Source organism: Stenotrophomonas thermophila (assembly GCF_001499715.1).
In the GTDB taxonomy this organism is placed as follows: Bacteria; Pseudomonadota; Gammaproteobacteria; order Xanthomonadales; family Xanthomonadaceae; genus Stenotrophomonas; species Stenotrophomonas hibiscicola.
In genome coordinates, this window is the sequence record NZ_CVIW01000045.1 from 44264 (window position 1) to 69778 (window position 25515).

The 25515-nt window shown below is 64.7% G+C and carries 25 protein-coding genes and 1 pseudogene; 20 read left to right on the forward strand and 6 right to left on the reverse strand.

Features of this window, described 5'->3' with window-relative positions:
* The first annotated feature begins 8 nt into the window (after positions 1-8).
* The 7 genes and pseudogenes from BN1263_RS15875 (at position 9) to BN1263_RS15905 (ending at position 8955) form a co-directional block, all read left to right on the forward strand.
* Entirely contained in the window at positions 9-1841 is a 1833-nt protein-coding gene (locus BN1263_RS15875) for a monovalent cation:proton antiporter-2 (CPA2) family protein (RefSeq protein ID WP_058982465.1), read from the forward strand.
* A gap of 195 nt (positions 1842-2036) precedes the next feature.
* On the forward strand, positions 2037-2915 hold the full coding sequence (gene folD, locus BN1263_RS15880) for a bifunctional methylenetetrahydrofolate dehydrogenase/methenyltetrahydrofolate cyclohydrolase FolD (protein ID WP_058982467.1): 879 nt from the start codon (positions 2037-2039) through the stop codon (positions 2913-2915).
* Between the two features lie 491 nt (positions 2916-3406).
* Positions 3407-4864: an IMP dehydrogenase gene (gene guaB / locus BN1263_RS15885; RefSeq protein ID WP_005416248.1), complete on the forward strand. Its 1458-nt coding sequence runs from the start codon at positions 3407-3409 to the stop codon at positions 4862-4864.
* Between the two features lie 103 nt (positions 4865-4967).
* Positions 4968-6532, forward strand: a pseudogene (gene guaA / locus BN1263_RS15890) (glutamine-hydrolyzing GMP synthase).
* 301 nt (positions 6533-6833) lie between these two features.
* On the forward strand, positions 6834-8090 hold the full coding sequence (locus tag BN1263_RS15895; protein ID WP_058982470.1) for a tyrosine-type recombinase/integrase: 1257 nt from the start codon (positions 6834-6836) through the stop codon (positions 8088-8090).
* Positions 8091-8150: 60 nt separating this feature from the next.
* A complete protein-coding gene (locus tag BN1263_RS15900) occupies positions 8151-8426 on the forward strand; it encodes a hypothetical protein (protein WP_058982471.1) in 276 nt (91 codons plus the stop codon).
* A 4-nt stretch (positions 8427-8430) separates the two neighbouring features.
* The gene (locus BN1263_RS15905) at positions 8431-8955 is read left to right on the forward strand and encodes a helix-turn-helix transcriptional regulator (RefSeq protein WP_058982473.1); all 525 of its coding nucleotides are present in this window, start codon (positions 8431-8433) and stop codon (positions 8953-8955) included.
* Between the two features lie 16 nt (positions 8956-8971).
* Here the strand turns inward: BN1263_RS15905 and BN1263_RS15910 are convergent, their stop codons facing one another.
* Positions 8972-9370, reverse strand: coding sequence for a helix-turn-helix transcriptional regulator (locus BN1263_RS15910; protein ID WP_080398844.1), 399 nt, complete (start codon positions 9368-9370; stop codon positions 8972-8974).
* 173 nt (positions 9371-9543) lie between these two features.
* On the opposite strand from BN1263_RS15910, the gene BN1263_RS15915 reads away from it, so the two are divergent.
* Complete coding sequence (locus tag BN1263_RS15915) at positions 9544-10350, forward strand: hypothetical protein (RefSeq protein ID WP_058982477.1); 807 nt, start codon at positions 9544-9546, stop codon at positions 10348-10350.
* A 78-nt stretch (positions 10351-10428) separates the two neighbouring features.
* Here the strand turns inward: BN1263_RS15915 and BN1263_RS15920 are convergent, their stop codons facing one another.
* From BN1263_RS15920 to BN1263_RS15935, 4 genes are all read right to left on the reverse strand, one after another.
* The gene (locus BN1263_RS15920) at positions 10429-12384 is read right to left on the reverse strand and encodes a DUF3732 domain-containing protein (protein ID WP_058982479.1); all 1956 of its coding nucleotides are present in this window, start codon (positions 12382-12384) and stop codon (positions 10429-10431) included.
* Positions 12381-12806, reverse strand: coding sequence for a three component ABC system middle component (locus tag BN1263_RS15925; RefSeq protein ID WP_260832976.1), 426 nt, complete (start codon positions 12804-12806; stop codon positions 12381-12383). Before BN1263_RS15925 ends, BN1263_RS15920 begins: the two co-directional genes overlap by 4 nt.
* Before the next feature lie 59 nt (positions 12807-12865).
* Positions 12866-14146, reverse strand: a complete 1281-nt coding sequence (locus BN1263_RS15930; protein ID WP_260832977.1) for an ABC-three component system protein — start codon at positions 14144-14146, stop codon at positions 12866-12868.
* A gap of 112 nt (positions 14147-14258) precedes the next feature.
* Positions 14259-14858 carry a restriction endonuclease gene (locus BN1263_RS15935; RefSeq protein ID WP_058982483.1) on the reverse strand — a complete coding sequence of 200 codons (600 nt, stop codon included), beginning with the start codon at positions 14856-14858 and terminating at the stop codon, positions 14259-14261.
* A 549-nt stretch (positions 14859-15407) separates the two neighbouring features.
* On the opposite strand from BN1263_RS15935, the gene BN1263_RS15940 reads away from it, so the two are divergent.
* From BN1263_RS15940 to BN1263_RS15955, 4 genes are all read left to right on the forward strand, one after another.
* Entirely contained in the window at positions 15408-16232 is an 825-nt protein-coding gene (locus BN1263_RS15940) for a DUF932 domain-containing protein (protein WP_058982486.1), read from the forward strand.
* A gap of 131 nt (positions 16233-16363) precedes the next feature.
* The gene (locus BN1263_RS15945; RefSeq protein ID WP_448226387.1) at positions 16364-18370 is read left to right on the forward strand and encodes a ParB/RepB/Spo0J family partition protein; all 2007 of its coding nucleotides are present in this window, start codon (positions 16364-16366) and stop codon (positions 18368-18370) included.
* A gap of 91 nt (positions 18371-18461) precedes the next feature.
* On the forward strand, positions 18462-18641 hold the full coding sequence (locus BN1263_RS15950) for a hypothetical protein (RefSeq protein ID WP_448226388.1): 180 nt from the start codon (positions 18462-18464) through the stop codon (positions 18639-18641).
* Positions 18642-19397: 756 nt separating this feature from the next.
* Complete coding sequence (locus tag BN1263_RS15955) at positions 19398-19709, forward strand: DUF736 domain-containing protein (protein WP_058982490.1); 312 nt, start codon at positions 19398-19400, stop codon at positions 19707-19709.
* Between the two features lie 52 nt (positions 19710-19761).
* Here BN1263_RS15955 and BN1263_RS15960 read toward each other — a convergent pair whose 3' ends face one another.
* The gene (locus tag BN1263_RS15960; protein WP_023436024.1) at positions 19762-20052 is read right to left on the reverse strand and encodes a helix-turn-helix domain-containing protein; all 291 of its coding nucleotides are present in this window, start codon (positions 20050-20052) and stop codon (positions 19762-19764) included.
* 186 nt (positions 20053-20238) lie between these two features.
* On the opposite strand from BN1263_RS15960, the gene BN1263_RS15965 reads away from it, so the two are divergent.
* From BN1263_RS15965 to BN1263_RS16000, 8 genes are all read left to right on the forward strand, one after another.
* On the forward strand, positions 20239-20694 hold the full coding sequence (locus tag BN1263_RS15965; RefSeq protein ID WP_448226389.1) for a DUF2958 domain-containing protein: 456 nt from the start codon (positions 20239-20241) through the stop codon (positions 20692-20694).
* A 326-nt stretch (positions 20695-21020) separates the two neighbouring features.
* The gene (locus BN1263_RS15970; RefSeq protein WP_058982492.1) at positions 21021-21776 is read left to right on the forward strand and encodes a DUF2285 domain-containing protein; all 756 of its coding nucleotides are present in this window, start codon (positions 21021-21023) and stop codon (positions 21774-21776) included.
* Between the two features lie 125 nt (positions 21777-21901).
* Complete coding sequence (locus BN1263_RS15975) at positions 21902-22183, forward strand: helix-turn-helix transcriptional regulator (RefSeq protein ID WP_058982493.1); 282 nt, start codon at positions 21902-21904, stop codon at positions 22181-22183.
* 14 nt (positions 22184-22197) lie between these two features.
* Positions 22198-23043, forward strand: a complete 846-nt coding sequence (locus tag BN1263_RS15980) for a replication initiator protein A (protein WP_058982495.1) — start codon at positions 22198-22200, stop codon at positions 23041-23043.
* Between the two features lie 241 nt (positions 23044-23284).
* Positions 23285-23923, forward strand: a complete 639-nt coding sequence (gene parA, locus BN1263_RS15985) for a ParA family partition ATPase (RefSeq protein WP_058982497.1) — start codon at positions 23285-23287, stop codon at positions 23921-23923.
* A complete protein-coding gene (locus tag BN1263_RS15990; RefSeq protein WP_058982499.1) occupies positions 23920-24171 on the forward strand; it encodes a hypothetical protein in 252 nt (83 codons plus the stop codon). The genes parA and BN1263_RS15990 overlap by 4 nt, the downstream gene beginning before the upstream one ends.
* The gene (locus tag BN1263_RS15995; protein WP_058982501.1) at positions 24168-24701 is read left to right on the forward strand and encodes a DUF2840 domain-containing protein; all 534 of its coding nucleotides are present in this window, start codon (positions 24168-24170) and stop codon (positions 24699-24701) included. Before BN1263_RS15990 ends, BN1263_RS15995 begins: the two co-directional genes overlap by 4 nt.
* A complete protein-coding gene (locus tag BN1263_RS16000; protein ID WP_058982503.1) occupies positions 24698-25285 on the forward strand; it encodes a S26 family signal peptidase in 588 nt (195 codons plus the stop codon). Before BN1263_RS15995 ends, BN1263_RS16000 begins: the two co-directional genes overlap by 4 nt.
* Positions 25286-25515: the final 230 nt, after the last annotated feature.

The following is a 25515-nucleotide window of genomic DNA, read 5'->3' on the forward strand; positions in this document are numbered from 1 at the left end:
AACACCGCATGGCGGTAGAAGCAGCGACCAGCGAGCTGGTCAAGGTCGTCGCCCTGTTGGGCGCGGCGGTGGTGATGGTGCCTTTGTTCCGCCGGGCCGGCCTGGGCTCGGTGCTGGGCTACTTCGCTGCCGGCCTGGCGATCGGACCGTTCGGACTGGGCTGGTTCTCCGACCCGCAGGCGATCCTGCATACCGCCGAACTCGGCGTGGTGATGTTCCTGTTCGTGATCGGCCTGGAAATGCGGCCCTCGCACCTGTGGAGCCTGCGCAAGGAGATCTTCGGGCTGGGCACGCTGCAGATCGTCACCTGTGCGCTGGTGCTGACCAGCATCGCCAAGCTGTTCGGCCTGCCGTGGCAGGTGGCCTTCATCGGCGCCACCGGCTTTGTGCTCACCTCCACCGCAGTGGTGATGCAGCTGTTGGCCGAGCGCGGCGACATCGCACTGCCGTCGGGGCAGAAGATCGTCTCCATCCTGCTGTTCGAAGACCTGCTGATCGTCCCGTTGCTGGCGCTGGTGGCCTGGATGGCGCCGGGCGCGGGCAGTGCCGATGGCGAGGGTTCGCGCTGGCTGTCGGTGGTGATCGGCGTCGGTGCCATCGTCGGCCTGGTGCTGGTCGGCCGCTTCCTGCTCAATCCGCTGTTCCGCGTGCTGGCCGAATCGAAGGCGCGCGAGGTGATGACCGCCGCCGCGCTGCTGGTGGTGCTGGGTGCGGCACTGCTGATGCAGCTGTCCGGCCTGTCGATGGCGATGGGCGCGTTCCTGGCCGGCGTGCTGCTGAGCGAATCGACCTTCCGCCACCAGATCGAAGCGGACATCGAACCGTTCCGCGGCATCCTGCTCGGCCTGTTCTTCCTCAGCGTCGGCATGGCGCTGGACCTGGGCGTGGTGGCTGGCAACTGGCAGCTGATCCTCGGCCTGGTGCTGGCGTTGATGGCGGCCAAGGCGCTGTGCATCTACGTGGTCGCGCGCATCATGGGCAGCGACCACGCGCAGGCGCTGGACCGTGGCGTGCTGATGGCGCAGGGCGGCGAGTTCGCCTTCGTGCTGTTCTCCGCCGCCGCCTCGGCCGGCGTGATCAACCTGGAGATCAATGCCAACTTCACTGCCGTGGTGGTGCTGTCGATGGCGCTGACCCCGCTGGTGGTGCTGCTCTACAAGCGCATCGCGCCGAAGCCGACGGTAAACATGGACGGCGTGGACGAGGCCGAGGGCCTGTCCGGCAGCGTGCTGCTGATCGGCTTCGGCCGCTTCGGCCAGGTTGCCAGCCAGTCGCTGCTGGCGCGCGATGTGGACGTGACCATCATCGACAACGATGTGGAGATGATCCAGAGCGCCGCGCGGTTCGGCTTCAAGATCTATTACGGCGACGGTACGCGACTGGACGTGCTGCATGCCTCGGGCGCGGCCACCGCGCGTGCGATTGCGGTGTGCGTGGACAAGGCCGAGGCGGCTGATCGCATTGTTGAGCTGGTGTCGCACGAGTTCCCGCAGGCCAAGCTGATGGTGCGCTCGTTCGACCGCGAGCATTCGCTGCGGCTGATCCATGCCGGTGTCGATTTCCAGATCCGCGAGACGTTTGAATCGGCGGTGCTGTTCGGCCAGGCCGCGCTGGTGGAACTGGGTGCGGATGAAGACGATGCGGTGGAGATTGCCGAGCAGATCCGTCGCCGCGATGCCGAGCGTTTTGAGCTGGAGATTGCCGGTGGTGGCTTGAATGCCGGCGCCAAGATGGTGTTCGGCAACTCCGGCCAGGGCGTGCCGACGCCGACGCCGTTCACCGCGCCGAAGCGCGAGAGCAAGACGCTGAACCCGCAGGATGTGCCGGAAGAGGAAGAATAAAGCCCGGTAGTGCCGGCCGCTGGCCGGCAGATACGGAAACGTTCCGACGTCATGGGGTGCCGGCCAGCGGCCGGCACTACCGTGTGGGGAACGGAAACGCTCCGACGTCATGTACCGCTTGGGGTCGCATCCTGCGGTGGGCGAGGGGGCCTGAATCAGGGACAATAGCGTCCCCGCCGCCCCACGCCTGCCCCGATGACTGATTCCGCCGCCCCGCATCCTGCCCGCATCCTTGATGGCCGCCGCATCGCCGAGGACCTGCTCGACAGCCTGAAGGTGCGCGTCGACGCCCGCGTGGCCGCCGGTGGCAGCCGCCCGGGCCTGGCCGTGGTGCTGGTCGGTGGCGACCCGGCCTCGACCGTGTACGTGCGCAACAAGCGCCGTGCCGCCGAGAAGGTCGGCATCGAGGCGCATGACTACGACCTGCCGGCCGGTACCACCGAGGCCGAGCTGCTCGACCTGATCGACCAGCTCAACGCCGATCCGAAGATCAATGGCATCCTGATCCAGCTGCCCCTGCCGGGCATCCCCGATGCGCGCCGGCTGATCCAGCGCATCGACCCGCGCAAGGACGTGGACGGCTTCCACCCGGAAAACGTTGGCCACCTGGCCCTGCGCGAGTTCGGCCTGCGCCCGTGCACCCCGCGCGGCATCACCACGCTGCTGGGCCACACCGACCAGCCGGTGCGTGGCCGCAACGCCACCATCGTGGGCGTGAGCAACCACGTCGGCCGCCCGATGGGCCTGGAGCTGCTGATTGCCGGGTGCACCGTGACCAGCTGCCACAAGTTCACCCCCAAGGACGTGCTGGAACAGGCCGTGCGCAACGCCGACATCCTGGTGGTGGCGGTGGGCCGCCCGGGCATCGTGCCGGGCGAGTGGGTGAAGCCGGGCGCGGTGGTGATCGACGTCGGTATCAACCGGTTGGATGACGGCCGGCTGGTGGGTGATGTTGGATTTGAAGCGGCCGCCGAGCGGGCCAGCTGGATCACCCCGGTGCCGGGTGGTGTGGGCCCGATGACCGTGGCCACGTTGATGCAGAACACGCTGGAAGCGGCGGAAGCGCTGAGCTGACCTGCGATTGGGGAGATCTGCTGTTGGTGGGTGCCGACCGTTGGTCGGCACAATGCCGGGGCAGGCCGATGACCCGCTCCTGGTAGGTGCCAACCTTGGTTGGCACGATCCGTCCGGCACCTGGACCCCAGGTGGGGTGAAGGCCTCTGGCTGTTTGTGCCAACCAAAGTTGGCACCTACCAAAGGCGCTCCAGGGCTGGCCCGAGTGATCCTCTTAAGGTGGGTGCCGACCGTTGGTCGGCACAATGCAGGAGACACAGGTGTCTGAAGGGTAGTGCGGACCAACGGTCCGCACCCACCAAAGGCAGGCCGATGACTCGCTCCTGGTAGGTGCCAACCAAGGTTGGCACCTACCAAAGGCAGTATGCCGCCGGCCCGGATGGCCCCCTGAACCAATCGCCGCCCGCGCGACACTGCGTCGCATCTACCCCCTGCCACGCGGCGCGAAAAAGGGGTAAAATGTCGCGCTTCCCCACATCTCGGGTATGCCGATGCTGCGCATCCAGGCTGAAGCACTCACTTACGACGACGTCTCGCTCGTCCCCGCCCACTCGACCATCCTGCCCAAGGACGTCAACCTCGAAACGCGGTTGACCCGAGACCTGAAGCTGAAGCTTCCGATCCTGTCCGCCGCGATGGACACCGTCACCGAAGCCCGCCTGGCCATCGCCATGGCCCAGCTCGGCGGCATGGGCATCATCCACAAGAATCTCAGCCTGGAACAGCAGGCCGCGGAAGTGGCCAAGGTCAAGAAGTTCGAGGCCGGTGTCATCCGCGACCCGATCACCGTCGGCCCGGAAACCACCATCCGCGACGTGCTGGCCCTGACCCAGGCGCACAACATCTCCGGCGTGCCGGTGGTGGGCAGCGACGGCCAGCTGGCTGGCATCGTGACCCACCGCGACATGCGCTTTGAGACCGAGCTGGACGATCCGGTCCGCCACATCATGACCAAGAAGGATCGCCTGATCACGGTCAAGGAAGGCGCCGCATCCGACGAAGTGCTGCAGCTGCTGCACCGCAACCGCATCGAAAAGGTGCTGGTGGTCAATGACTCGTTCGAACTGCGTGGCCTGATCACCGTCAAGGACATCCAGAAGAACACCGACTTCCCGAACGCTGCCAAGGATCTGTCGACCCGCCTGCTTGTCGGCGCTGCCGTCGGCGTGGGTGGCGATACCGATCGCCGCGTGGAAGCGCTGGTCGCCGCCGGCGTGGACGTGATCGTGGTTGATACCGCGCACGGCCACTCGCAGGGCGTGCTGGACCGCGTCAGCTGGGTCAAGAAGAACTTCCCGAACGTGCAGGTCATCGGTGGCAACATCTGCACCGGCGAAGCCGCACTGGCGCTGCTGGACAGCGGCGCGGACGCAGTCAAGGTCGGCATCGGCCCGGGCTCGATCTGCACCACCCGCGTCGTCGCCGGTGTCGGCGTGCCGCAGGTCACCGCCATCGACCTGGTGGCCGAAGCGCTGCAGGACCGCATCCCGCTGATCGCCGACGGTGGCATCCGCTACTCGGGCGACATCGGCAAGGCGCTGGCTGCCGGTGCCTCGACCATCATGGTCGGCGGCCTGCTGGCCGGTACCGAGGAATCGCCGGGCGAGACCGAGCTGTACCAGGGCCGTTCGTACAAGAGCTACCGCGGCATGGGTTCGCTGGCTGCCATGGAGAAGGGGTCGAAGGACCGCTACTTCCAGGACGCCGCCACCGCCGACAAGCTGGTGCCGGAAGGCATCGAAGGCCGCGTGCCGTACCGCGGCCCGGTGGGCGGCATCATCCACCAGCTGATGGGCGGCCTGCGCGCCACCATGGGCTACGTGGGCTGCGCCACCATCGAAGACATGCGCAGCAAGCCCAAGTTCGTGAAGATCAGCGGCGCCGGCCAGCGTGAGAGCCACGTCCACGACGTGACGATCACCAAAGAGCCGCCGAACTACCGCGCCTGACGCGGGCCGAGCAAAGAGGAACGGGGAAGCACTTCCCGTTCCTCTTTCTCCATCTGCCGCCGTAAATCTGATTTCGTTTTCCCTACTGCATTGCCGGGGCGCCATGACCAACATCCATAACGACAAGATCCTCATCCTCGATTTCGGCGCGCAGTACACGCAGCTGATCGCCCGCCGCATCCGCGAGCTGGGCGTCTACTGCGAAATCTGGGCGTGGGACCACAACCCGGCCGAGATCGCCGCGTTCGGCGCCAAGGGCATCATCCTGTCCGGTGGCCCGGAATCGACCACGCTGCCGGGTGCCCCGGCCGCGCCGCAGGAAGTGTTCGACAGCGGCCTGCCGATCTTCGGCATCTGCTACGGCATGCAGACCCTGGCCGCGCAGCTGGGCGGCGCAACCGAAGCCGCTGACCAGCGCGAGTTCGGCCACGCCGAAGTGAACGTGATCAACCCCGATGCACTGTTCAAGGGCCTGAGTGACCACGGCGGCGAGCCGAAGCTGAATGTCTGGATGAGCCACGGCGACCACGTCTCCGTTGCGCCGCCGGGCTTCACCATCACCGCCACCACCGACCGCATTCCGGTGGCCGCCATGGCCAACGAAGAAAAGCGCTGGTACGGCGTGCAGTTCCACCCGGAAGTGACCCACACCCTGCAGGGCCAGGCGCTGCTGCGCCGCTTCGTGGTGGATGTGTGCGGCTGCCAGACCCTGTGGACCGCCGCTAACATCATCGACGACCAGATCGCCCGCGTGCGCGAGCAGGTGGGCGATGATGAAGTGATCCTGGGCCTGTCCGGCGGCGTCGATTCGTCCGTGGTGGCTGCGCTGCTGCACAAGGCCATCGGCGAGAAGCTGACCTGCGTATTCGTGGATACCGGCCTGCTGCGTTGGCAGGAAGGCGACCAGGTGATGGCGATGTTCGCCGAGCACATGGGCGTAAAGGTGGTGCGCGTGAATGCCGCCGACCGTTACTTCAAGGCGCTGGAAGGCGTGAGCGACCCGGAAGCCAAGCGCAAGATCATCGGTAACCTGTTCGTTGAGATCTTCGATGAAGAATCGAGCAAGCTGAAAAACGCCAAGTGGCTGGCGCAGGGCACCATCTACCCGGACGTGATCGAGTCGGCCGGCAGCAAGACCGGCAAGGCGCATGTGATCAAGAGCCACCACAACGTGGGCGGCCTGCCGGAGCACATGAAGCTGGGCCTGGTGGAGCCGCTGCGCGAGCTGTTCAAGGACGAAGTGCGTCGCCTGGGCGTCGAGCTGGGCCTGCCGCGCACCATGGTCTACCGTCACCCGTTCCCGGGCCCGGGCCTGGGCGTGCGCATCCTGGGCGAAGTGAAGCGCGAATACGCCGAGCTGCTGGCCAAGGCCGATGCCATCTTCATTGATGAGCTGCGCAAGGCGGACCTGTACGACAAGACCAGCCAGGCGTTTGCCGTGTTCCTGCCGGTGAAGTCGGTAGGCGTGGTGGGTGACGCGCGTGCGTATGAGTGGGTGATTGCGCTAAGGGCCGTAGAGACGATTGACTTCATGACAGCGCATTGGGCGCATCTGCCGTATGAGTTCCTGGGGACGGTGAGCAACCGGATCATCAATGAGTTGCGGGGGTGTCGCGGGTTGTTTATGACATCTCGGGGAAGCCGCCGGCGACTATTGAGTGGGAGTGAAATCAGGTCCTTCGGGGACTATCGCCAGCCATCGAAAATCTGTCATAACGTTTTGATTTAGAAAGAAATACGTTACGGCAGCTATCGGCGACTATCGCCGGCCAGCAGAACAGGCTGGCGGTAGAACTGACGGTACGAACCGGAGGCCGGATCAAGACCCTCCCGTTCACTATTCAGACCTAAACCGTCTTTGACGGTAAAAGTCTCCTCGGGAAAGCTGGTTTTATGCGGCTTTCCGAGCATCAGCAGGTCTCCTGGCCCCTGACGGTAAAAGCCGTCACGAACAGGAGGAAAAACCTCGATGCTTACCGACACCGCACTGCGCAATCTCAAGCCTAGGTCCAAGACTTACAAGGCTTCCGACCGCGATGGGATGTACGTGACGGTATCGCCTACCGGTACCGTCACCTTCCGCTACGATTACCGTCTCAACGGTCGCCGCGAGACGTTGACCATCGGCCGCTACGGGCCGTCCGGCATTTCACTGGCCTTGGCCCGTGAAAAGCTGATCGATGCCAAGAAGGCCGTCGCCCAGGGCAAGTCCCCCGCGCTGGAGAAGCAGCGCGAGAAGCGCCGCCTGACCGCCGCCAAGACCTTTGGCGAGGTGACCGAGAAGTGGCTGGCGGGCGCACGGATGGCCGACAGCACGAAGGCGATGCGCAAGAGCATCGTCGATCGGGACATCCTGCCGGCCTTCCAGAACCGGCAGCTCAACGAAATCACCGCCGATGACCTGCGTGCCCTCTGCAACAAAGTGAAAGGGCGTGGTGCGCCTGCCACCGCGGTCCACATTCGTGACATCGTGAAGCAGGTCTACGCCTTCGCCATCCTGCACGGCGAGAAGGTGGACAACCCGGCCGAGAACGTGGGGGCCGCCTCCATTGCGACCTTCGTGCCGAAGGATCGCGCCTTGTCGCCGCTGGAGATCCGGCTGATGGCACGACAGATGGAATCCGTGGCGACCTATCCGACCATCCGGCTGGCGCTGCGCATGATCCTGTTGACGCTGGTGCGCAAGAGCGAGCTGATTCAAGCCACCTGGGACGAGCTGGATTTCGTGAACGCGACCTGGACAATTCCGAAGCAGCGGATGAAGGGGCGCAATCCTCACGTGGTCTATCTGTCGCGCCAGGCGCTCGACATCTTCGTGGCGCTGCACACCTGCGCGGCTGGCTCCAAGTTCGTGCTGCCGTCGCGCTATGACGCCGACCGCTGCATGTCGAACGCGACCCTGAACCGGGTGACGCAGATCGTCGCGGAGCGGGCGAAAGCTGCGGGCCTGCCCTTGGAACCGTTCACCGTACACGATCTGCGCCGCACCGGCTCGACGTTGCTGAACGAAGTCGGCTTCAACCGCGATTGGATCGAGAAGTGCCTGGCGCACGAAGACGGCCGTTCCTCGCGCTCGATCTACAACAAGGCCGAGTACGCCGAACAGCGGCGTCACATGCTGCAAGAGTGGGCCAACATGGTCGATGCCTGGATCGACGGGCAGACCTACGTACCCAAGCTGATGCCGGAGAACGTGGTAGTGCCGGCACTAAGTGCGACGGCCTGATATGGCGGATGGGTTGTCACTTGACAACCCGTCCAGACATCCCCATACTGGAGATCATTGATGGCCCGTCCCTCTCATCCGAAGAAAGAGGTCGAGGAAGCTCTCAGGCACGCCGAAGGGCAGGGCTGGCGCGTCGAAGTCGGTGGCAGCCACGCCTGGGGGCGGATTTATTGCCCGTACAACGATGAGGAGTGTCGCTGCGGCGAGTTCTGCATCACCAGCGTATGGAGCACGCCGAAAAACCCTGGCAACCACGCACGCGCTCTTCGGCGCGTCGTGGACAACTGCACCACGCATCGCGAGCAGCACGAGGCTGATGGCGGCGCCGAGGAGTAGCAAGATGGAATACACCTTCACCCTGAAATACCAGCTCACCGAAGACGACAGCGACCCGGATAGCCTGGTCGAGCGTCTGGGCGAGGCCGGCTGCGACGATGCCCTGGTCGGCATCGGCCAGCCGGGGCGGCTGGCGTTGGAGTTCACCCGAGAGGCGGACAGTGCGGACGCGGCCGTGCGCAGCGCGTTGGCCGACGTGCGCAGCGCCGTGCCGTCGGCCAGGTTGATCGAGGTGGCGCCGGATCTCGTCGGGTTGACCGATGTGGCCGAGATCGTCGGCGTGTCGCGGCAGAACATGCGCAAGCTGATGTTGGCCCATCCGGGCAGCTTTCCGGCGCCGGTGCATGAGGGTAGCGCGTCGATTTGGCATCTGGCCGACGTGTTGGCGTGGCTGCAGGCCAAGGGCGGTTACTCGCTGACCAAGGACGTATTTGATGTGGCGCGGGTGGCTTTGCAGGTTAACGTGGCAAAGGAGGGACAGCGGCTGCCGCGCTCGGCTTCCAAGGCACTGGAAGCCTTGGTGGGATAGGCGCGGTCGCTCGGCTTCATTCCTCACTCGAGCCCGCTCGAACAGGGCGGGCTTTCCGTAGGTGGACGTCGGGCTTCGATACGCCGCTGCGAGGAGCTTGCTTGCGCTGCTCGATCCACGCTTCCACCTCGGCCAAGTCCCATACGACGCAGCGCGGCGTCAAGTTGAAACGACGCGGGAACTCGCCGCGGCGCTCCATTTCGTAGATTGTCGTTTCGGCCAAGGGGACGATCTGCCGCAGCTCCTGGCGGCGAATGGTGCGCCGGAAGGGCAAAACCACGCGCTGGGGGTACTGTGGAAGATCATCGTAACCCTCAGAGCCAGGCAGAGAGCCAGGTTTCCCTCGGGTAGTGCCTTCGGCATCGCGGTTTCGGCTATTGGGTTGAAGTAGGTTACTCTCCATACTGAACTCCATGAGAACTCAGCGCTTCGGGCTTTCGGCGCATGGAGTGATGGTGGCTTTCACGGACTATCGTGAAAACTCGCTGGAGCGTAGTGGGGCGTATTGATTAAGAAAGAGCATAAGTAGGGGCAGGGCGCGGCAACCGTGATGGGCTGCGCCGATGTTTCGGTTGACTCAGGGTAAGAATGGACAAGGCGACCGTAGTCGTCCACAGCCAGGTCGCAATCGCGAATGAGGTGAAGGCCATCTCCCGTCATCAAGATCCGTTGAATCCAAAGGAACTGGCGCTGGTGTCAAACATGGAGACTACCGCCTTGGACGAGTTGGAAGTGGCAAGTAAGTATGGGCTCTTTTGGGCGAACGCATTGGTTGAAGACGAAGACGGCACCTTGCTCGCGGACGGTTTTTACCTATCCGAACCCCAACGATTTTCCGATACGTTCTTTACCATCTTCGACAAACTGAGGCAGCTCAACGATTACTGCTTCAATCAGCTTTTGGCGTCTGAGGCACGGTTGCGCTCGCTCACGAGTCAAAGGACCTCTACGGCGGCAAACAAAAACTGCAGAGCCGAAGAGTTCGACTACCTTGATGATCAGATACCTTTGTGGGAGGACAATGTTGAAGTAGTTGGTAGGACCACGCCGATCATCCTTCTTTGCAGTTTCTTAGAATGGGGTCTAAAGCTTGTGGCAAAGGAACTTACTGGCGTCGTTCCTCGTAATCGCGGGCATGCCATAAGCGATTTTGAGTTCCTCCTGAAATATATCAGGGAGAAAGCTGGGCTAACTCTTGTTATCGATGCCGAGTTAACCGACAACGTCCATGTTTTCCGTGACATACGAAACGCGTTCGCCCATGGGCAATGGGTCGCATTGAGCGAGCGTTTGGATGGAATTCCTCTTCGTGTCTGCTTCGAAACAGTCGCCCAAGTCTTTCAGCGCATCGAAGAGGCGGCATGGCAGAGTCCGTGGGGAGAGACTTCTTCTTAATCTAAGTGGTGGGGATGAGTGCGAAGCAATGTCGCTCCGGCAGTTTCCGACACTGGCATCGCACATCGGCTTGATCGATCAATTCGCTGTTTCAGGCGGCCAGTCCTCGGGGACTAGTGCAGGCGGCTTGGTCCACGGCTCTTCGACCAGCGCCTCCTGGAACCACTGCTCGCGCAGGTTCGCATGCTCAGTGACGATCAATTGGAAACCTGGGACATCTTCCTGCGTGAACTTCAACAACAACTCGAAGAGCCTACGCACCGCATCGAGATCGGCGTCCTTTTCCGTCTTCTGCACTGAGCCGTCGGCATCCTTGTAGAGTTGCTCGGATGGGAAGTAGACCTGGGTTGGTTGGTCGATCAGCAGGAAGCGTGGAATCGGACGGTGGTTCTGCGCCGCGAACAGATGGAGGGCGAGCAGTGCTGCCAGGTGGTAGGCCAAATGGTTCTCGCCGCCGCCGGTTCGGCCCATCGGCACGGGGCGCTCGGGCCGATCGAAGATGATCGTCAGCTGCGGCAGGTTTAGCCGCGCGGGGTAGGGGGCGAACTCGGCGTCGAACTTCTGAATGTATCGTGACACCTGTGCGGAAATGTTGTTGAGGATCGAGGTCAGGCGTTCATTGCTATCGTCGGCGCCAACCTGTTCCTCAAGCTGCTTGACTTTGTTGCTGAGACGGCGATTCTCTGCTTCCAGTTTGGCAAGATCTTCGTTCGGGAGCAGCGTCTCCAGGAACATGCTGATACGGCCGACTACGCGCGCGGCCGCGTTGTTTCGGGTACCCATCTGAGCGATGACTTCGTTGGCCGATATCGCCGCGGACAATTCCGCTTCCTTCTGCCTGATATCGCTCGCGATCCCGTCCACCCTGCCGGTCAGTTCAGCGAGGTAGGCTTCGAGCTTGGGGCGCTGGCCAGTGGCGATGCGCAGTTCTTTGTCGAGGGATTCCAATTCCTTGAGCAGGACGACAGCGACCGGCGACTCCAGCGCTAGGTTTCGTTCACTGAACGGCCATTGCCATTCGCCGCTGTCCGGGTTCTTCGGTAGTGCCTTGATTGACGCCAGCCGGTCTATCTGCTCGGCGGCCTCGTTCTCGTAGCCGCCCGCCCGCTTGGCGAACTGTCGTGCCGCGTCGATCCGAGTCTGAGTGTCACGCCGATCCCGACGCAGCTGGGCCAATTCGTCCTCCAGAAGCGAGACTCGGCTGGCATCGTCGTCCGGCACCGTTTCAGGCTTCCACGACAGCGCTGACCTCAATGCGTCGATGATCCCGTCGGCCTTCGGGTTCTCTTCGATGTTGCCGATGACCCCGACTGTCTTTGCTTCCGAGTAGAGGCCGATCGCCTGTTCGTGCGACGTGTCGACAGCGTCGCGCGCCTGCTCCAGCTTCTTGTTGCTGATCCTCAGATCGCGCTGTGCTAGGCGAAGCTTCGATTCCAACTCGTAGCGATCGTTGGATGAGACGCCGAGCAGGATTGGCAACGTGTCGCGGATCGCCTGGGGCTGAAACTGCTCGTTCTGGCGATAGAAAAGTTGATCCTTGTTGGCGACCAGCCCCTGTTTCTGGAACAGGTAGTAGAAAGTATGTTTGACGTTCGCGTCGTAGCTATCTCGGCTGTGCTCAAGCGCGACTTCGGTGCGATTCTCGGGAATGCCAAGTAGGCGCGACAATAGTTCGACGACGCTGTCGTCGTCCGTGTTGACCACCAGATCCTTGAACTCGGGAACCTGCAATTGGGCCCCCCTTCGCAGCATTGCCGTGCTGCAACTGGCGCCGCCGCCGGGCGGGGTCGGCTTGGCAATCAGAACCTGTTCTTTCTCGAACTGGTAGATCACGGCGAACCAGGCCACTTTGTCGCGGATGATTCCCTCGGGGACGTTGAACGAGGAGCGTCCCATGCAGTATTCGATGATCTCGGAGAGCGCAGACTTGCCGGTGGAGGAGCGCCCTGTGATGACGTTGAGTCCGTCAACCTTGAACTGGAGGTCACGGCGCTGGCCGTCATGGCTGTAGATGTGGATGGACCTGATCTTCATGGACGGATCCCGAAAGTCGTGTAAACGGTCGCGCGGTCGGCAATGCGTGCAAATTCCTTTCCGACGATCCGTGCCACCTTCTGGCAGGAGACGGTTTCGGCGGTTCCATCGATGGTCTTACGTACCTTCCTGGCTACGGTTTGGATGCGACCGTCGTCAGCGACGGCGATGCAGCCCCTTTCCATTAGCAGACCGAAACCCTCGAAGGCGTACGGCAGCATCTGTGTGACCCGGTCGGTAAATCCCACCATGATTTGCTGGTTCTTCTCCGCAGTTTTGAGTAGATAGCTGCGTGGACTGCTGGCGATCACCTCGCGTGAATCCTTATGCAGGCACAAAGGCAGCACAAGCAGAGACAGCGAGAATGGCATGCCGCGAGCGTCTTCTTCCTCGTAGCCATGCAAGGCGCGGAACAGGACCAAGCCGCAAAATGCTGGGTTGAACAGGTTCCGAATTTCAAAGGGGCGCTGATCCCATCGTTTCACGAGGCCACCCCCAGCACAGCGCCAAGGCGGTCGAGGAATCTGGGATGCCAGTAGACCTTAGGCTCGGGCGTGGCATCCGCTAGGATGTGGAAGCTGCCGCGAAGGACATAGGGCTCCGTCACCCGCGCGCGAATGCGTAGGGATTCGATCTTCCCAGTCTCAAATTCTGCCCAGTTGTAGAGGGTCGCGCCGGCTTCGCGCAGTGCTTCTTCCCCGCTGTCGTCCTTCAGCTTCTCGAAAGCGACATCCTTGTAACGACCCCATTCATCGGTGAGGCGATCTTCGTACTCTTCGACCTCTCCCAACACAAGCAGGTTCTCGCGCGCCCAGGCCGATCGTTGTTCAAACGCTCGGTAGTAATCCAGAATCGCGCTCCTGATCCGATTGGAGGAAATGCCGATCTCGCGCAGTTGCGCCACGAACAGGCGTGGGTCGGCATCAGTATCGATCTCGTCGGAGGGCATCTTTCCACGGAAGGTGATAGGCAGATTGTCTGCCTTGTATTCTTCGGCGAAGTTTGAGAGCTTGTCCGAAACTTCGTAGCCGAAGATCCCTTCCGATTTGGCGCCAGTCAACTGATTGATCACCGTGTCCGTCCACCAGCCCTCCAACCGTTCGAAGACGTACTCCCGGTGCTCGCGCCGGACGCTTCGCATGTGCTTGTCCCTTATGAGCGCCGGAATGTCGCCGATGCGTGGACTTCCATCGAGGATCAGGATGCGTTCGAGAAAATCTTGCTTCTCCGGGTCGTTCAGTTCGTTGAACGCCGTGGCGATTGGCGCGATGAGCTTTGAAGTCGATTGGGCAAGCGCGAGATCTGCCAATTCGGTCAGCGTTTTCGCCTCGCTGGAGGCGATGGGCTGATCTGGAAGAAGGCGGGCTAGGAACGAGCCAGTCGATACTGCGCCGGTGGTGAACAGAAAGAACCGCAGGTTCGACGCAGCGCGGCCGTCCCGCTTGTACCGCGCCAGCCAGATGTTGACGGACTTCCAGAAATCCGTGGACAGGTCGGTCAACCTGTCGCCGACAGCCTTGTGTTTGAGTGAGGCCAAGGACTTGCCGCCGCCGCCGTCGATAAAGTCGAGGTCGTCGTCCTTTTCTAGGAATACGGCAGTGTCTTCCGGCAATTGAAGCAGTTGTAGCAGCGCAAGACGCGCCTGGTAGATATATCCTAGACCCTGCTCGCCGGCTGAAAACTTATCGGTGGGCGCCTCGGCCATGTCAAAGTCCTTGTACTTATTCTTGATGGCGGGCGCGACGATAGGGTAGGGGCGCATCGCACATCTTCCGATGCGCCGCACCAAGCTCCGATCCCCCTGGCTACGGCCGCAAACCCGCCCCATGCCAGTCTATTTTGGCAATAGTAACAAATCGTACTAGCTGGGGGGCTTAAGGGGGTTCGCGACTATGGCGTCGCATCGGTACTTCCACGACCTTGAGCCTGACGCGATTCTGGAGATTGTTGTGCTCCTCGAAGTAGCGCGCGGTAGAGTGTTTTTTGACCATGCCATTGAGCCGCAACTTAACCGATGAAAAGCATTTCTTTGAATCTGGAACCACCAGATGGAAATGCAGTCGGCGACCTTGGTACTGCTTCGCAAGGTATGCATCGGCCTTGTGCAGAATCCAGCGAACTTCATTGGCGCTGATGCGCTTTCCGAGCATGTACTTGCACTGGACGTAGATGGTCTCGTCATCGCGTTCAAGAACGAGGTCTATGCCGTTGTCCACGAAACCAAACTGGAGCCCTCGATAGGTCACCGCGTAGCCCTCGGCCTCAAACTGTAGACCGACATGACGCTCGTACACATAGCCCCATTGCGAAGGTGAGAGCGAGGCATAGAGGAAACTGTGAAGCACCTTTCCATCATGAACCACGTGTAGCAACTTCTCCGCACTGTCAAAAACCAGGCGGCCGGATCTCAATGCGCGCCCGAGTCGTAGCCGTTCCTTTGTCGCGCTGTCTTCCTTTGCGGTTTCAGTCGTCATGGTCCCTGCTGTTCGATGTCGATGATCCTTCTCTACGTTTACAAACGATAACGCAAGTGGGCGTCACCCGGCCGAGCCGGGTCGCGCTGTCGTGCTGCGCATCGAGCCTCGCTGCGCGAGTCTCGCCCCTTTGGGGCTTCCATCGTTCCCTCACTCCGCTCGGCTGACACCTTCGGCCCGGCTTCCAGCTCCAGGCCTGCGCGCTTCGCTTGCGTGGGGTCTGCGCCAACGCTGCGGCCGTTGCCTGTCCAGCCGTCTCCCCTGACTTCATCACCTTGTCCGCGACTGTAGCCCGTGGCCGTGCGCCATCAAGGCGCGCCGGGCCGTGTCCTCGCTGCGCTGCGGGCCGCACCACCCCGACGCTTTCCTCCTTGACGGCTTCCGTCCGCGCGCTCCTGACCGTCGCGGGCGATGAACTCAGGAAAGACGGTGGCAACGAGGCCGGCCCAGGTCTCCGCGCCGACCCCACCGGAAAGCCGAAAGGCGGGCTCCGAATCTAGGAATCCGGTGTGCGGTTTCAACGGCAAACCCCTTGTCAGGAGAAAAACCATGCAACTCGCAACCCGTTTCGCTTCCCGTTCCCCGGTGCTGCGCTCGGAATATCCCTTGTCCGACGACCAAATTCGCGCCGTAGCCCCGTCCATCTTTGCGGAGGCCCCGCATGAAAGCCGCTCGGAACGGTACAGCTACATCCCCACCGCCGCCTTGCTGACCGAACTGCGCAGGGAAGGTTTTCAGCCCTTCATGGTGTGCCAGACCCGCGTTCGGCAGGACGACCGCCGCGACTACACCAAGCACATGATCCGGCTGCGCCATGCCAGCCAGATCAATGGCCGCGAGGCCAACGAAATCATCCTGCTGAACTCCCATGACGGGACGAGCAGCTACCAGATGCTCGCCGGCATGTTCCGCTTCGTTTGCCAGAACGGCCTCGTTTGCGGCGACACCGTGGCCGACGTGCGCGTGCCCCACAAGGGCGACGTGGCAGCGCAGGTCATCGAAGGCGCTTACGAAGTCTTGCACGGCTTCGACCGGGCGCAGGCATCCCGCGATGCCATGCAGGCCATCACGCTGGACGACGGCGAGGCCGAAGTCTTCGCCCGCGCCGCGCTGGCGTTGAAGTACGACGAGGACAAGCCCGCGCCCATCACGGAATCGCAAATCCTGATGCCGCGCCGGCACGACGACAGCCGCGGCGACCTGTGGAGCGTATTCAACCGCACGCAGGAAAACCTCATCAAGGGCGGCCTGTCCGCCCGCGCGGCCAACGGTCGCCGCCAGACCACGCGCCCCGTGCAGGGCATCGACAACGGCATCCGCCTGAATCGCGCCCTCTGGCTGCTGGCCGACGGCCTGCGCCAGTTGAAAGCCTGAACCCCACGCGGAGGGGCTTTCATCATCCCGGCCCCTCCATTCCTCCCGCTGTTGTTTCGCTATCGAATGGAGATACCACCATGAACGCCGTTATCCAAACCGAAACCCGCGCCGTCACCACCGCGCTTGAAGTGGCCGACCCGACCAAGAACCTGATTCTGGTTCCGCTGTCGCGGCTGCTGGCGCGCCGCTCCAAGCGCAACGTGCGCACGACCCCGCGCCTGTCCATCCCCGAACTGGCCGCGAGCATTTCCCGCGTCGGCCTGTTGCAAAACCTCATCGTGATTGCCGCCGCCGATGGCGAGCAGTATGAAGTCGTCGCCGGCGACCGTCGCCTGACCGCCTTGAAGCTGCTGGCGAAGAAGAAGCGCATCCCCGCAGACGTTGAGGTGCCATGCCTGCTGGTGGCCGACGCTTCGGCGCGAACCGTCAGCCTTGCCGAGAACGTGCAGCGCGAGAACATGCACCCCGCCGACCAGTTCGTCGCCTTCGCCGCGCTGGTCAAGGAAGGCCGCCCGGTGGAAGACATTGCCGCCGATTTCGGCGTGTCCCCGCTGGTGGTGCAGCGCCGCTTGAAGCTGGCGAACGTGTCGCCGCGTCTGCTGGCCGACTACCGCGCCGAGGCCGTGACGCTGGAACAGTTGATGGCCTTGGCCGTCACCGACGACCACGCCGCGCAGGAAACCGCCTTTTATGGTGCGCCGACGTGGCAGCGCGGCCCGTCCGCGCTGCGCGAACGCCTGACCGAACGCGAAATCAACGCCACGCATCCGCTGGTGCGTTTCGTCGGACTGGACGCATACGCGGCGGCAGGCGGCGGCATCCGCCGCGACCTGTTCGCCGAAGGCGATGCCGGAACCTACCTGACCGACGCCACGCTGCTGGAAACGCTGGTGCGCGACAAGCTGGACGCGCTGGCCGAGGACGTGCGCGCCGAGGGTTGGGCGTGGGTGGATGCCACGCCGCACATCAGCCACGCCGACCGGCAGGCGTTCCTCAACGCGCCGCGCCAGCGCCGCGAACCGAACGCCCGCGAAGCCCGACGCATCGCTTTGCTGCAAACCCGCCTCGAAAAAATCGACGCCGAACTGGAAGACGCCTACGACGCCGAGGACGAGGACAAGACCGGGGTGCTGGAATCGCGCCGCGAACAGGTGGTCGAGGAACTGCAAGCCGTGGAGGACGACTTGCAGGACTACGCCCCTGACGTGCGCGCGGTGGCCGGTGCCATCGTCACGCTGGACCGCGAAGGCGAAGCCGTGATTCATCGCGGCCTGCTGCGCGAGGCGGAGGCCAAGGCGCTGCGCACACTGCAACGCCTGCGGCAGGGTTTCGACAGCGCAGAGAACGAAGCCGGGAACGATGACGAAGGCGAGGACGCCGAGCAGACCCGGACCGCCGCCGTGTCCGACCGGTTGGCCCAGCGGTTGAGCGTCCACCGTACCGCCGCGCTGCAAATCGAAGTCGCGCGGCATCCGCAGGTGGCGCTGGCCGCGCTGGTGCATGGCATGGTGCAGACCGTCTTGCAGCCCGACACCTACGGCGACGGCTTACCGCTCGGCTTGCGCCTGACCGTGCAGGACCGGCTGGAAGGCATGGCCCCGGACTGGCCGGAATCGCCCGCCGCCGTGGCGCTGCGCACGTTGCAGAAGGTCGCGGGCGAAGCCTTGCCGCAGGACAGCGCCGAATTGTTCACCGCGCTACTGGCGAAGTCGCAGGACGAGCTGGTGCGGCTGCTGGCCGTGTGTGTCGCGGCGACGGTGGACGCGGTGACGCCGCGTGCGGTGCAGCGCCAGCCCGGTGCGGAACTGGCGCAAGCCGTGGGGTTGGACATGGCCGTATGGTGGAAACCGACCGCCGAGGGTTATTTTCGGCACGTGCCGAAGGCGGCGATTCTGGAAGCCGTGGGACAGTTCGCGCCTGAGCACGTCACCCGGCTGGCGAAGTTGAAGAAGGCCGACATTGCCAGCGAAGCGGAACGGTTGGCCGAGGGTATCGGCTGGATGCCCGCCATCTTCCACGCCGAAGGCCCGCAGCAGGTCGCACAAGATGGGGCCACAGATGCGGATACCGAAGCGCCGGAGGATGCCGCCACCGTGGTGGATGAGCAGTCGCAGGCCGAGGCATTGGCCGCGTGACCGTGGCTGCAGGCAAGCGCCCCGGTTCTGGCCGGGGCGCTTCATGTCGAGGATTCCGCCCCTGAGCCGCAACGCCACGAGCCGCCCAGGGATGGCGGCGACCTATGCCCCCGGCACGGTACGCGCCCGTCGCTGGCATGGCGACGGCGACGTGCGCGGCTACCGTCCGCCTCGTGGCTTGACGGCCCGCGCCGACCTGACCGATCTGCATCCCATCACGGGCCGCGCCTTGCCGCGTGCCGAGTGGTGGATTGTCGAAACGAAGGAATAGCCCGCACCGGCCCCAAGCCGTTCCGCCTTGGGGCCGGTGGTCAAAAATCCGGGCGCGGCAGTGGCCGCGCCCGGTTTCAACATCCAAAGCAAAACGCCCCGTCGCCGCCTTCGATCAGGCGGCGACGGGGCGAGCGCGCAACGGCCTTGCGCGCGGGACGGCAATCGGCGCCCGCGACGCGGGCAAGGTTTCGATGGCGCCCGCCGCAAGGGGCGGGGCTTGTGGGGCTACGCCCCGGCTTGCTGCGGAAGGTTGTGCGAAAGCGTGCCGTCCTCGACGCTGGTGGTTCACCGCCTGTACGTCGCGAAGGACGGTTCACCGACACGCCATCCGGTCTCGCCCTATGGAGCTTCCACGCCGTGCCTCAAACACGTTGCCGCACGCTGCGGCAAGGGGCGTTCTCGTCTGTCGTTGGCGTGTTGGCCTTGCCCGCGTCAGGGCGCAAGCCAGTGCAGCCGTCACGCAGGGATGCCGAGTCGGCCATGTCTCCATTCGGGACAGGCGGCCCGTGCGTCCTTGGCTTGTCGTGAATCCTGGCGAGGGCGCGGCTGCGCCTTGGGCTTCATGGCCGCAACCTTCCAGCGCAAACAATTTCCCCGCCGCTGCGCGGCTTCCTCGCGCAGCAAATTCTTTGCGCTTCCAGGTTCTCCACGTTGTTGCGACCGCTGCGCGGTGCAGCCCGCCCATCCCCCGCCGGCCGGTTCACAACAAGGACGCACTGGCGCGACCTTGTTCAACCCGAAAGGAGAAAACATCATGGCCAACATCGGCACCTTCACCGCAGAGAAAGACGGCTTCACCGGCACGCTCCGCACCCTGACGCTCAACGTCAAGGTCAAGCTGGTTCCCAACGACAAGGGCGGCAACGAGAACGCCCCCGACTTCCGCCTCCAGGCGGCCAGCCACGACATCGGCGCGGCGTGGAAGAAGACCAGCGAGGCCGGGCGAGACTACCTGTCCGTGACCCTCGACGATCCTTCGTTCCCGGCGACGGTCTATGCCCGCCTGATCGAGAACGAGGAAGGTACGCACGACCTGATCTGGTCGCGCAGCAAGCCGGCGGCCTGACGGCCGCCCATCGCGCCCCGTCCATTGCGGCGGGGCGCCTTCCATCGGCGGTCTACGTCGCCGGTGCCGCGAGTTGGGCTTCCGTCGCGGCCATGAGGGTTGCCGTGCTGCACCCGAGCGCGCCGGCGATCTTGAAGATGATCGCCAGCGTCGGCATGTGCTCACCGCGCTCCACCTTGCCCATGTGGGAGCGCTCGATGCCGGCCAGGTTCGCCAATGATTCCTGTGCAATCCCGCGCTCCGAACGGAGCGCACGCACCGCCGCGCCGAAAGCCTTGGCCAGCTCGGCATCGAAGGTGGTGACGCCGGCCGGTCGGCCGGGCTGGACGGAGCGCTTCTGCATGGACAGAAGCGTCCGGTCGCGGGACAATTAAAACCACGTTATCTTTAACTCATCGATGGTTCGCTTCCGTGCTTTTACGGAAATCCGCATGGGCGGATTCCGACAGAATCGGGGAACCGCATCCGTGCTTTTCGAGACCTCCACAATTCCGCTTCCGCGTTTCCGTGCATGTACGGATTTGATGGCTTGCGCATCCATGCTTTTGCACGAAAACACAGACCCGTCTTTGCGGTTCCGCGCTTCGACGGAAAAGCGTGTCCGTGCATCCTCGGCTTCGTGGAGTTCCTGACCGTGACCCAGCCGCTGACCACCGCTGGCGAGCGCGCGCAACTGCTTGCCAACGGCGCGGCACGCGCCGCCGGCCAGAGCATCGACCCGCTGCCGGTGGTGCGGCTGTTCACGCCGGATGCGCACGCGACCTGGCTGCTGGCCGCGCTCGACCCGGCCGATGGCGATACTGCGTGGGGACTGATCGACCTCGGCATCGGAATGCCAGCGCTGGGGACGGTCAAGCTGTCCGATCTGGCGGCCGTCGTCGGGCCGCAGCAGCGGCCCGTCCTGCGTGACCTGTATTTCAACGCGGCTCGGCCGCTATCGGAGTACGTCCGGCTGGCGCAGCGCGATGGCTCGATCCCCGACTAGCCAAGGCTGATTGTGTCTTTCTCGGTCTAGTTCCAGACGACTACGGTCTGGATCGGCATTCATGTGTCATGGAGGCGCGGTTCTGACCGAAAGAGACATGATGCGCGGTGCGGCTTGCGGCAGGGTGTCCGGTGCTGCGCGCCTTTTTTGGGGCTGCGCGGCCGTCGCATTCGGACGACGCGTGCAAGGCTTCGGAGCCGATCGGTCTTGACACCCCTCGTTACGGCGTGAGTTTACGCACTCCTGATGGCGCATTGATGTCGTGATGCTGTAGATCCCGCGCCCGAGGCCCGTGGCGACGTTCCTGCCCGACAGGAGGTCGCGTCATGGCTGATCGAAGCACCGATTCCTGGTATCCCACCGCCGCGTACCTGTACGCGCTGCATTTGGACGGCCCCGCGCTGGCTTGGGAGTACCTGCGCCGCCATCCCGACTACCGGCGCGACTGGCTGCGCCGTCGCCGCCGGCCTGAGGCGGCGCACGCCTGGGGCCTGCGCCTGCTGGAAGACCCGGCCCTGGATGCGCGCGATGCGCATCCAGCCTGGTTTCCCGATCACGATGGCGTGATCCACCTCCACCCGGATGCCGACCCGCCACCCGAGGCCCATCCTTTCGAGTTCTGGCGCATCCCCGGTCACAAGCACCTGATCCACGACGGCAAGCGCCTGGTGCTGACGGCGCGCTGGCCTGGCTGCTGCGTACGGCTCGCACTGGCCCCGGGCCTCGCCGATGGCATGGCCTACCTGTATGCCGTCCGCGCGTGCACCGCGCCCTGCGCGAGCTACCGCACGATCACGACCGAACTGGACAAACTGGCAACGGTGGACGGGGCCGTGCCTGCGGCAGCGGCACGCTCGCGCCCCACATCCGCCGCACTGCTGGAACTCCACACCCTGCAGGCGCTCGACGCGACCCTTGCGGGCGCGTCCTTGCGCGAAACAGCCGCGGGACTGTTCGGCACCGAGGCGGTGGCCACCGACTGGTACACGGACGGCGGCCTGCGCTCGCGCGTGCGCCGTCTTGTGCGGCGCGGCCAATCGCTGATGCGCGGCGGCTACCGCCGCCTTGCACAGCTCGAATGACCTGGGGAGGGTCGTTTCGTCCACGCCGCAAAACGACCCTCGGCAGGACGCGCCGCTTTCCCAAGACTGCCTCCATCCGGTCGCGCTGTGTGGCCGGGCGTTCCTGACCGATGGAGGTTCATCCGATGCGACCCGCACCCTTGCGGCCTGCTGCCGCTGCCGCCACCACGCCGCCGCAACCCCAACGCTATCTCACCAACGACGAAGCGGCCGAGTACCTGCGGCTGTCGCCGCGCACGCTGGAGAAGCAGCGCGTGATCGGCGGCGGACCGAAGTTCCGAAAATTCGGTCGCCGCGTCATGTACGCGGTGGCTGACCTCGACGCCTGGGCCGACCAGCGCAGTTTCGAGGCCACGTCCGACCCCGAGTATGCCGAGCACCACTCGGCTGACAGCCGTGCGCGCTGATCGGCGGCTCGCCGGTGGCCATCGCCATGTCCAGCCCATCGCGGGAGCGGGAACAGCTCGACCTGTTCCGCGCCTTGCCGGGCGACATGGCGCCGCGCGACGCCCAGGACCTGATGGCGTATCCATTCTTCTCGCTGGCGAAGTCGCGGCGCACGGCGCCGATCGACTTCCGCAGCGGCAACGTCACCATCCGCGTGGAGGGCACGCAGGAACACGGCATCGCCACGATTTGGGATGCGGACGTGCTGATTTGGGCCGCTTCGCAGATCGTCGAAGCGCGCGACGCGGGCCTGCGCCCGTCGCGCCTGATGCACGCCACGCCCTACGAGATCCTGCGCTTCATCGGGCGCGGGGTGTCGCTGCGCGACTACCAACGCCTCAAGGCCGCGCTCGACCGGCTGCAATCGACCACCGTGGCGACCTCCATCCGCGAGACGACCGGACGGCGCCTGCATCGCTTCTCGTGGATCAACGAGTGGAAGGAGCTGGCCGACGCCCGCGGCACGCCGCTGGGCATCGAGCTGATCCTGCCGGACTGGTTCTATGCCGGCGTGCTCGACGCCGCGCTGGTGCTGACCATCGACCCGGCGTATTTCCGGCTGACCGGCGGCATCGAGCGATGGCTATACCGCCTGGTGCGCAAGCACGGCGGCAAGCAGCCCGGCGGCTGGCAATTCGACTTCAAACACCTGCACCGCAAGTCGGGCAGCACGGCCAAGCCCTACGACTTCGCCTGCGACCTGCGCGCCCTGGTGGCGCGGCAGTCCATGCCGGGCTACGTCCTGGGCATCGTGCGCATGCCCGAGGACGGGGCCGAGTTGCTGACCTTCCGGCCCGTGCCACAGACGGCACGGGGGTAACTGCGGGAAAACGTGTGGACGGCCTCGTGCTATCAGGCGTGCCGGGTATCGTGCTATCGGGCGTGTCCCTATCGTGCCATCAGGCGTGCGGAATCGCCGCAAAGCCAATAATGGCGCGGGTTTCGGCCCTCTCTAACTTCCCTAACTTCAAATCTCTAACTTTTGATAGAAGCGCGCCGTTTCGGTGGACAACCACGAGACGGCACGGCCAAGCCGGCTTTCCAGCACGGAGGGCCGCGCCATGATCGTTGCGTTGCTCAACCAGAAAGGCGGCGTCGGCAAGACCACGCTCGCCACCCATATCGCCGGCGAACTGGCGATGCGCGGCCAGCACGTCGTCCTGCTGGACGCCGACCCGCAGGGTTCTTCGCTGGACTGGACGCAGCGCAGAAGCCAGCAGGGCTTGCCCCGGCTGTTCAGCGCCGTGGGCCTCGCCCGCGAAACGCTGCACCAGGAAGCGCCGGAGCTGGCCCGCCGTGCCGATCACGTCATCATCGACGGCCCGCCGCGCATCGCCGCCTTGGCGCGTTCCGCGCTGCTGGCGGCCGAGCGCGTGCTGATCCCAGTGCAGCCCAGTCCCTACGACGTGTGGGCCAGCGCCGAGATGGTGACGCTCATCCGCGAGGCGCAGGTGTTCCGGCCGCAGCTAGCGGCGGCCTTCGTCATCAACCGGCGCATCAGCACCACCATCATCGGTCGCGAGGCGCGGCAGTCGCTCGCCGAGCAACCGCTGCCGGCGCTGCACGCCGAGGTGCGCCAGCGCATCGTCTTCGCCGACAGCGCGGCCGCAGGTCGGCTTGCACGCGAGACGGCACCGGACAGCGCCGCCGCACGCGAGATCGCCGCGCTGACTGACGAGCTGCTGCGGTGGCCGACATGAGCCAGCGCAACGGCAAGCGCGTTGGCATCGGCGCACGTCCGCCCGCGAACCCGCACGCCGAGGCGTGGATTCGCCAGAGCGATGCGGACGGCCTCCAGAAAGGCGACCTCTACACCGCGCGCCTGACCCTCGACATCACGCCTGCGATGCGCGCGCGCATCAAGGTGTCGGCGTTCACCCAGGGGGTGACCGTCGCCGAACTGCTGCGCGCTTTGCTGGAACGCGAGTTTCCGGAGACGACACCATGAACGCGCAATTCTCGGCGGCCACGGCTGCCCCGCCGCCATCGCTCGCGGTGTTCGCCGGCCAGGCCGGCGCCGCACCACTGACCCGCGTATCGCTCGCCTACGTCGAGCAGCGCATCAACCTCTACCTGCGCTTTGGCGAACCAGCGCGCACCATCCGGCTTGACCGCTGGCGGCGCGTCGCGGTGTTTCTGCCGGGCGCAATGTTCTGCCGCATCCGCTGGCAAGCCAACGACTACGGCACGATCCGCTGGCAGCTCATGGTGATGCAGGCTTGCACGCCGCTGGACGCGGCGCAGCGCATCCCGGGCGTGCTGCCCGGCGCGTGCCTGCTGCTGCAGGCCGAAGGCGAACCCGCCGTGCGCGCCGTGCTGGCGCAGCTCGACGCCATCGAGGCGCTGGGCATCGCGCCCGCCGACGTGTCGCCCGCGTACTGGCGCACGCTCGGCAACCGTCTCGCCGCGCGCCTGCCGCTGCCGGCATACACCGCCGAGCGGCACGCCGCCTGGCTGGCCGGGAAGGTGCTGCCATGACGACCATTTCCCCATCCTGCATCGCGCCGCATCCTCGCTCGCGCTTGCGCGCTCGCCTCGTGTTGGCGGGCCTGTCCGCCTGCGGTCTCGCCGCGCTGGCCTGGGCGTCCTTGGTGTCGCCGCTGCCGCGCCTGACCTACAACCCGTCCGATAGCGTGGCGGTCGGCTGGTATCGCGTCGAACCGCTCGACCACCGTGCCGGTTCGCTGGCACCTCCGTTGCCCGTGGACAGCATCGTGCTCGTCCCGCTACCGGCCGGGGCCGCCGCGCTGGCTGCGCAGCGCGGCTACCTGCCGACGCGCGTGCCGCTGCTCAAGCGCATCGGGGCCGTCGCGCCGCAGGAAGTGTGCATCGTCGGCCGTAGCGTGCGCATCGACGGCGTGCCGGTGGCCACCGCGCTGCCCGCCGATCGGTTGAGCCGGCCGCTGCCGTCGTGGACGCAGTGCCGCCGCCTCGAACCGGGCGAGCTGTTCCTGTTGAGCACGACCAATCCGGCGTCGTTCGACAGCCGGTATTTCGGGCCGGTTGCTGCATCCGCCGTGCTCGGCATCGCGCATCCGATCTGGCTGGAGGCACGCCGATGATGGCCGCCGATTCGCTGCGCTTCATCGTGCCATCCGGCGTGCCGTCCTGCTGGCCGTCGTCGTGTCGTCGCGCGTACCGTGCGAGCGCATCCGCACCGCACGTCGCGCAACATCCGGCGTCGCTTTCCCACGTGCAGGCGTCTTGCCTCGAACGCGCCCGGCTGGTGGCCGTGGCCGAGTTCGCCGGCGCGCTGGCTGCGAGCAGCGCCGCGCCGTCGGGCCGCCGACGC

What these genes read in the sequence shown, in the direction of transcription:
- BN1263_RS15875 (WP_058982465.1), top strand. Translation starts at nt 9, where the DNA reads ATGGCGGTAGAAGCAGCGACCAGCGAGCTGGTCAAGGTCGTCGCCCTG.
- folD (WP_058982467.1), top strand. Translation starts at nt 2,037, where the DNA reads ATGACTGATTCCGCCGCCCCGCATCCTGCCCGCATCCTTGATGGCCGC.
- guaB (WP_005416248.1), top strand. Translation starts at nt 3,407, where the DNA reads ATGCTGCGCATCCAGGCTGAAGCACTCACTTACGACGACGTCTCGCTC.
- BN1263_RS15895 (WP_058982470.1), top strand. Translation starts at nt 6,834, where the DNA reads ATGCTTACCGACACCGCACTGCGCAATCTCAAGCCTAGGTCCAAGACT.
- BN1263_RS15900 (WP_058982471.1), top strand. Translation starts at nt 8,151, where the DNA reads ATGGCCCGTCCCTCTCATCCGAAGAAAGAGGTCGAGGAAGCTCTCAGG.
- BN1263_RS15905 (WP_058982473.1), top strand. Translation starts at nt 8,431, where the DNA reads ATGGAATACACCTTCACCCTGAAATACCAGCTCACCGAAGACGACAGC.
- BN1263_RS15910 (WP_080398844.1), bottom strand. Translation starts at nt 9,370, where the DNA reads ATGGAGTTCAGTATGGAGAGTAACCTACTTCAACCCAATAGCCGAAAC.
- BN1263_RS15915 (WP_058982477.1), top strand. Translation starts at nt 9,544, where the DNA reads ATGGACAAGGCGACCGTAGTCGTCCACAGCCAGGTCGCAATCGCGAAT.
- BN1263_RS15920 (WP_058982479.1), bottom strand. Translation starts at nt 12,384, where the DNA reads ATGAAGATCAGGTCCATCCACATCTACAGCCATGACGGCCAGCGCCGT.
- BN1263_RS15930 (WP_260832977.1), bottom strand. Translation starts at nt 14,146, where the DNA reads ATGCGCCCCTACCCTATCGTCGCGCCCGCCATCAAGAATAAGTACAAG.
- BN1263_RS15935 (WP_058982483.1), bottom strand. Translation starts at nt 14,858, where the DNA reads ATGACGACTGAAACCGCAAAGGAAGACAGCGCGACAAAGGAACGGCTA.
- BN1263_RS15940 (WP_058982486.1), top strand. Translation starts at nt 15,408, where the DNA reads ATGCAACTCGCAACCCGTTTCGCTTCCCGTTCCCCGGTGCTGCGCTCG.
- BN1263_RS15950 (WP_448226388.1), top strand. Translation starts at nt 18,462, where the DNA reads ATGGCGGCGACCTATGCCCCCGGCACGGTACGCGCCCGTCGCTGGCAT.
- BN1263_RS15955 (WP_058982490.1), top strand. Translation starts at nt 19,398, where the DNA reads ATGGCCAACATCGGCACCTTCACCGCAGAGAAAGACGGCTTCACCGGC.
- BN1263_RS15960 (WP_023436024.1), bottom strand. Translation starts at nt 20,052, where the DNA reads ATGCAGAAGCGCTCCGTCCAGCCCGGCCGACCGGCCGGCGTCACCACC.
- BN1263_RS15970 (WP_058982492.1), top strand. Translation starts at nt 21,021, where the DNA reads ATGGCTGATCGAAGCACCGATTCCTGGTATCCCACCGCCGCGTACCTG.
- BN1263_RS15975 (WP_058982493.1), top strand. Translation starts at nt 21,902, where the DNA reads ATGCGACCCGCACCCTTGCGGCCTGCTGCCGCTGCCGCCACCACGCCG.
- parA (WP_058982497.1), top strand. Translation starts at nt 23,285, where the DNA reads ATGATCGTTGCGTTGCTCAACCAGAAAGGCGGCGTCGGCAAGACCACG.
- BN1263_RS15990 (WP_058982499.1), top strand. Translation starts at nt 23,920, where the DNA reads ATGAGCCAGCGCAACGGCAAGCGCGTTGGCATCGGCGCACGTCCGCCC.
- BN1263_RS15995 (WP_058982501.1), top strand. Translation starts at nt 24,168, where the DNA reads ATGAACGCGCAATTCTCGGCGGCCACGGCTGCCCCGCCGCCATCGCTC.
- BN1263_RS16000 (WP_058982503.1), top strand. Translation starts at nt 24,698, where the DNA reads ATGACGACCATTTCCCCATCCTGCATCGCGCCGCATCCTCGCTCGCGC.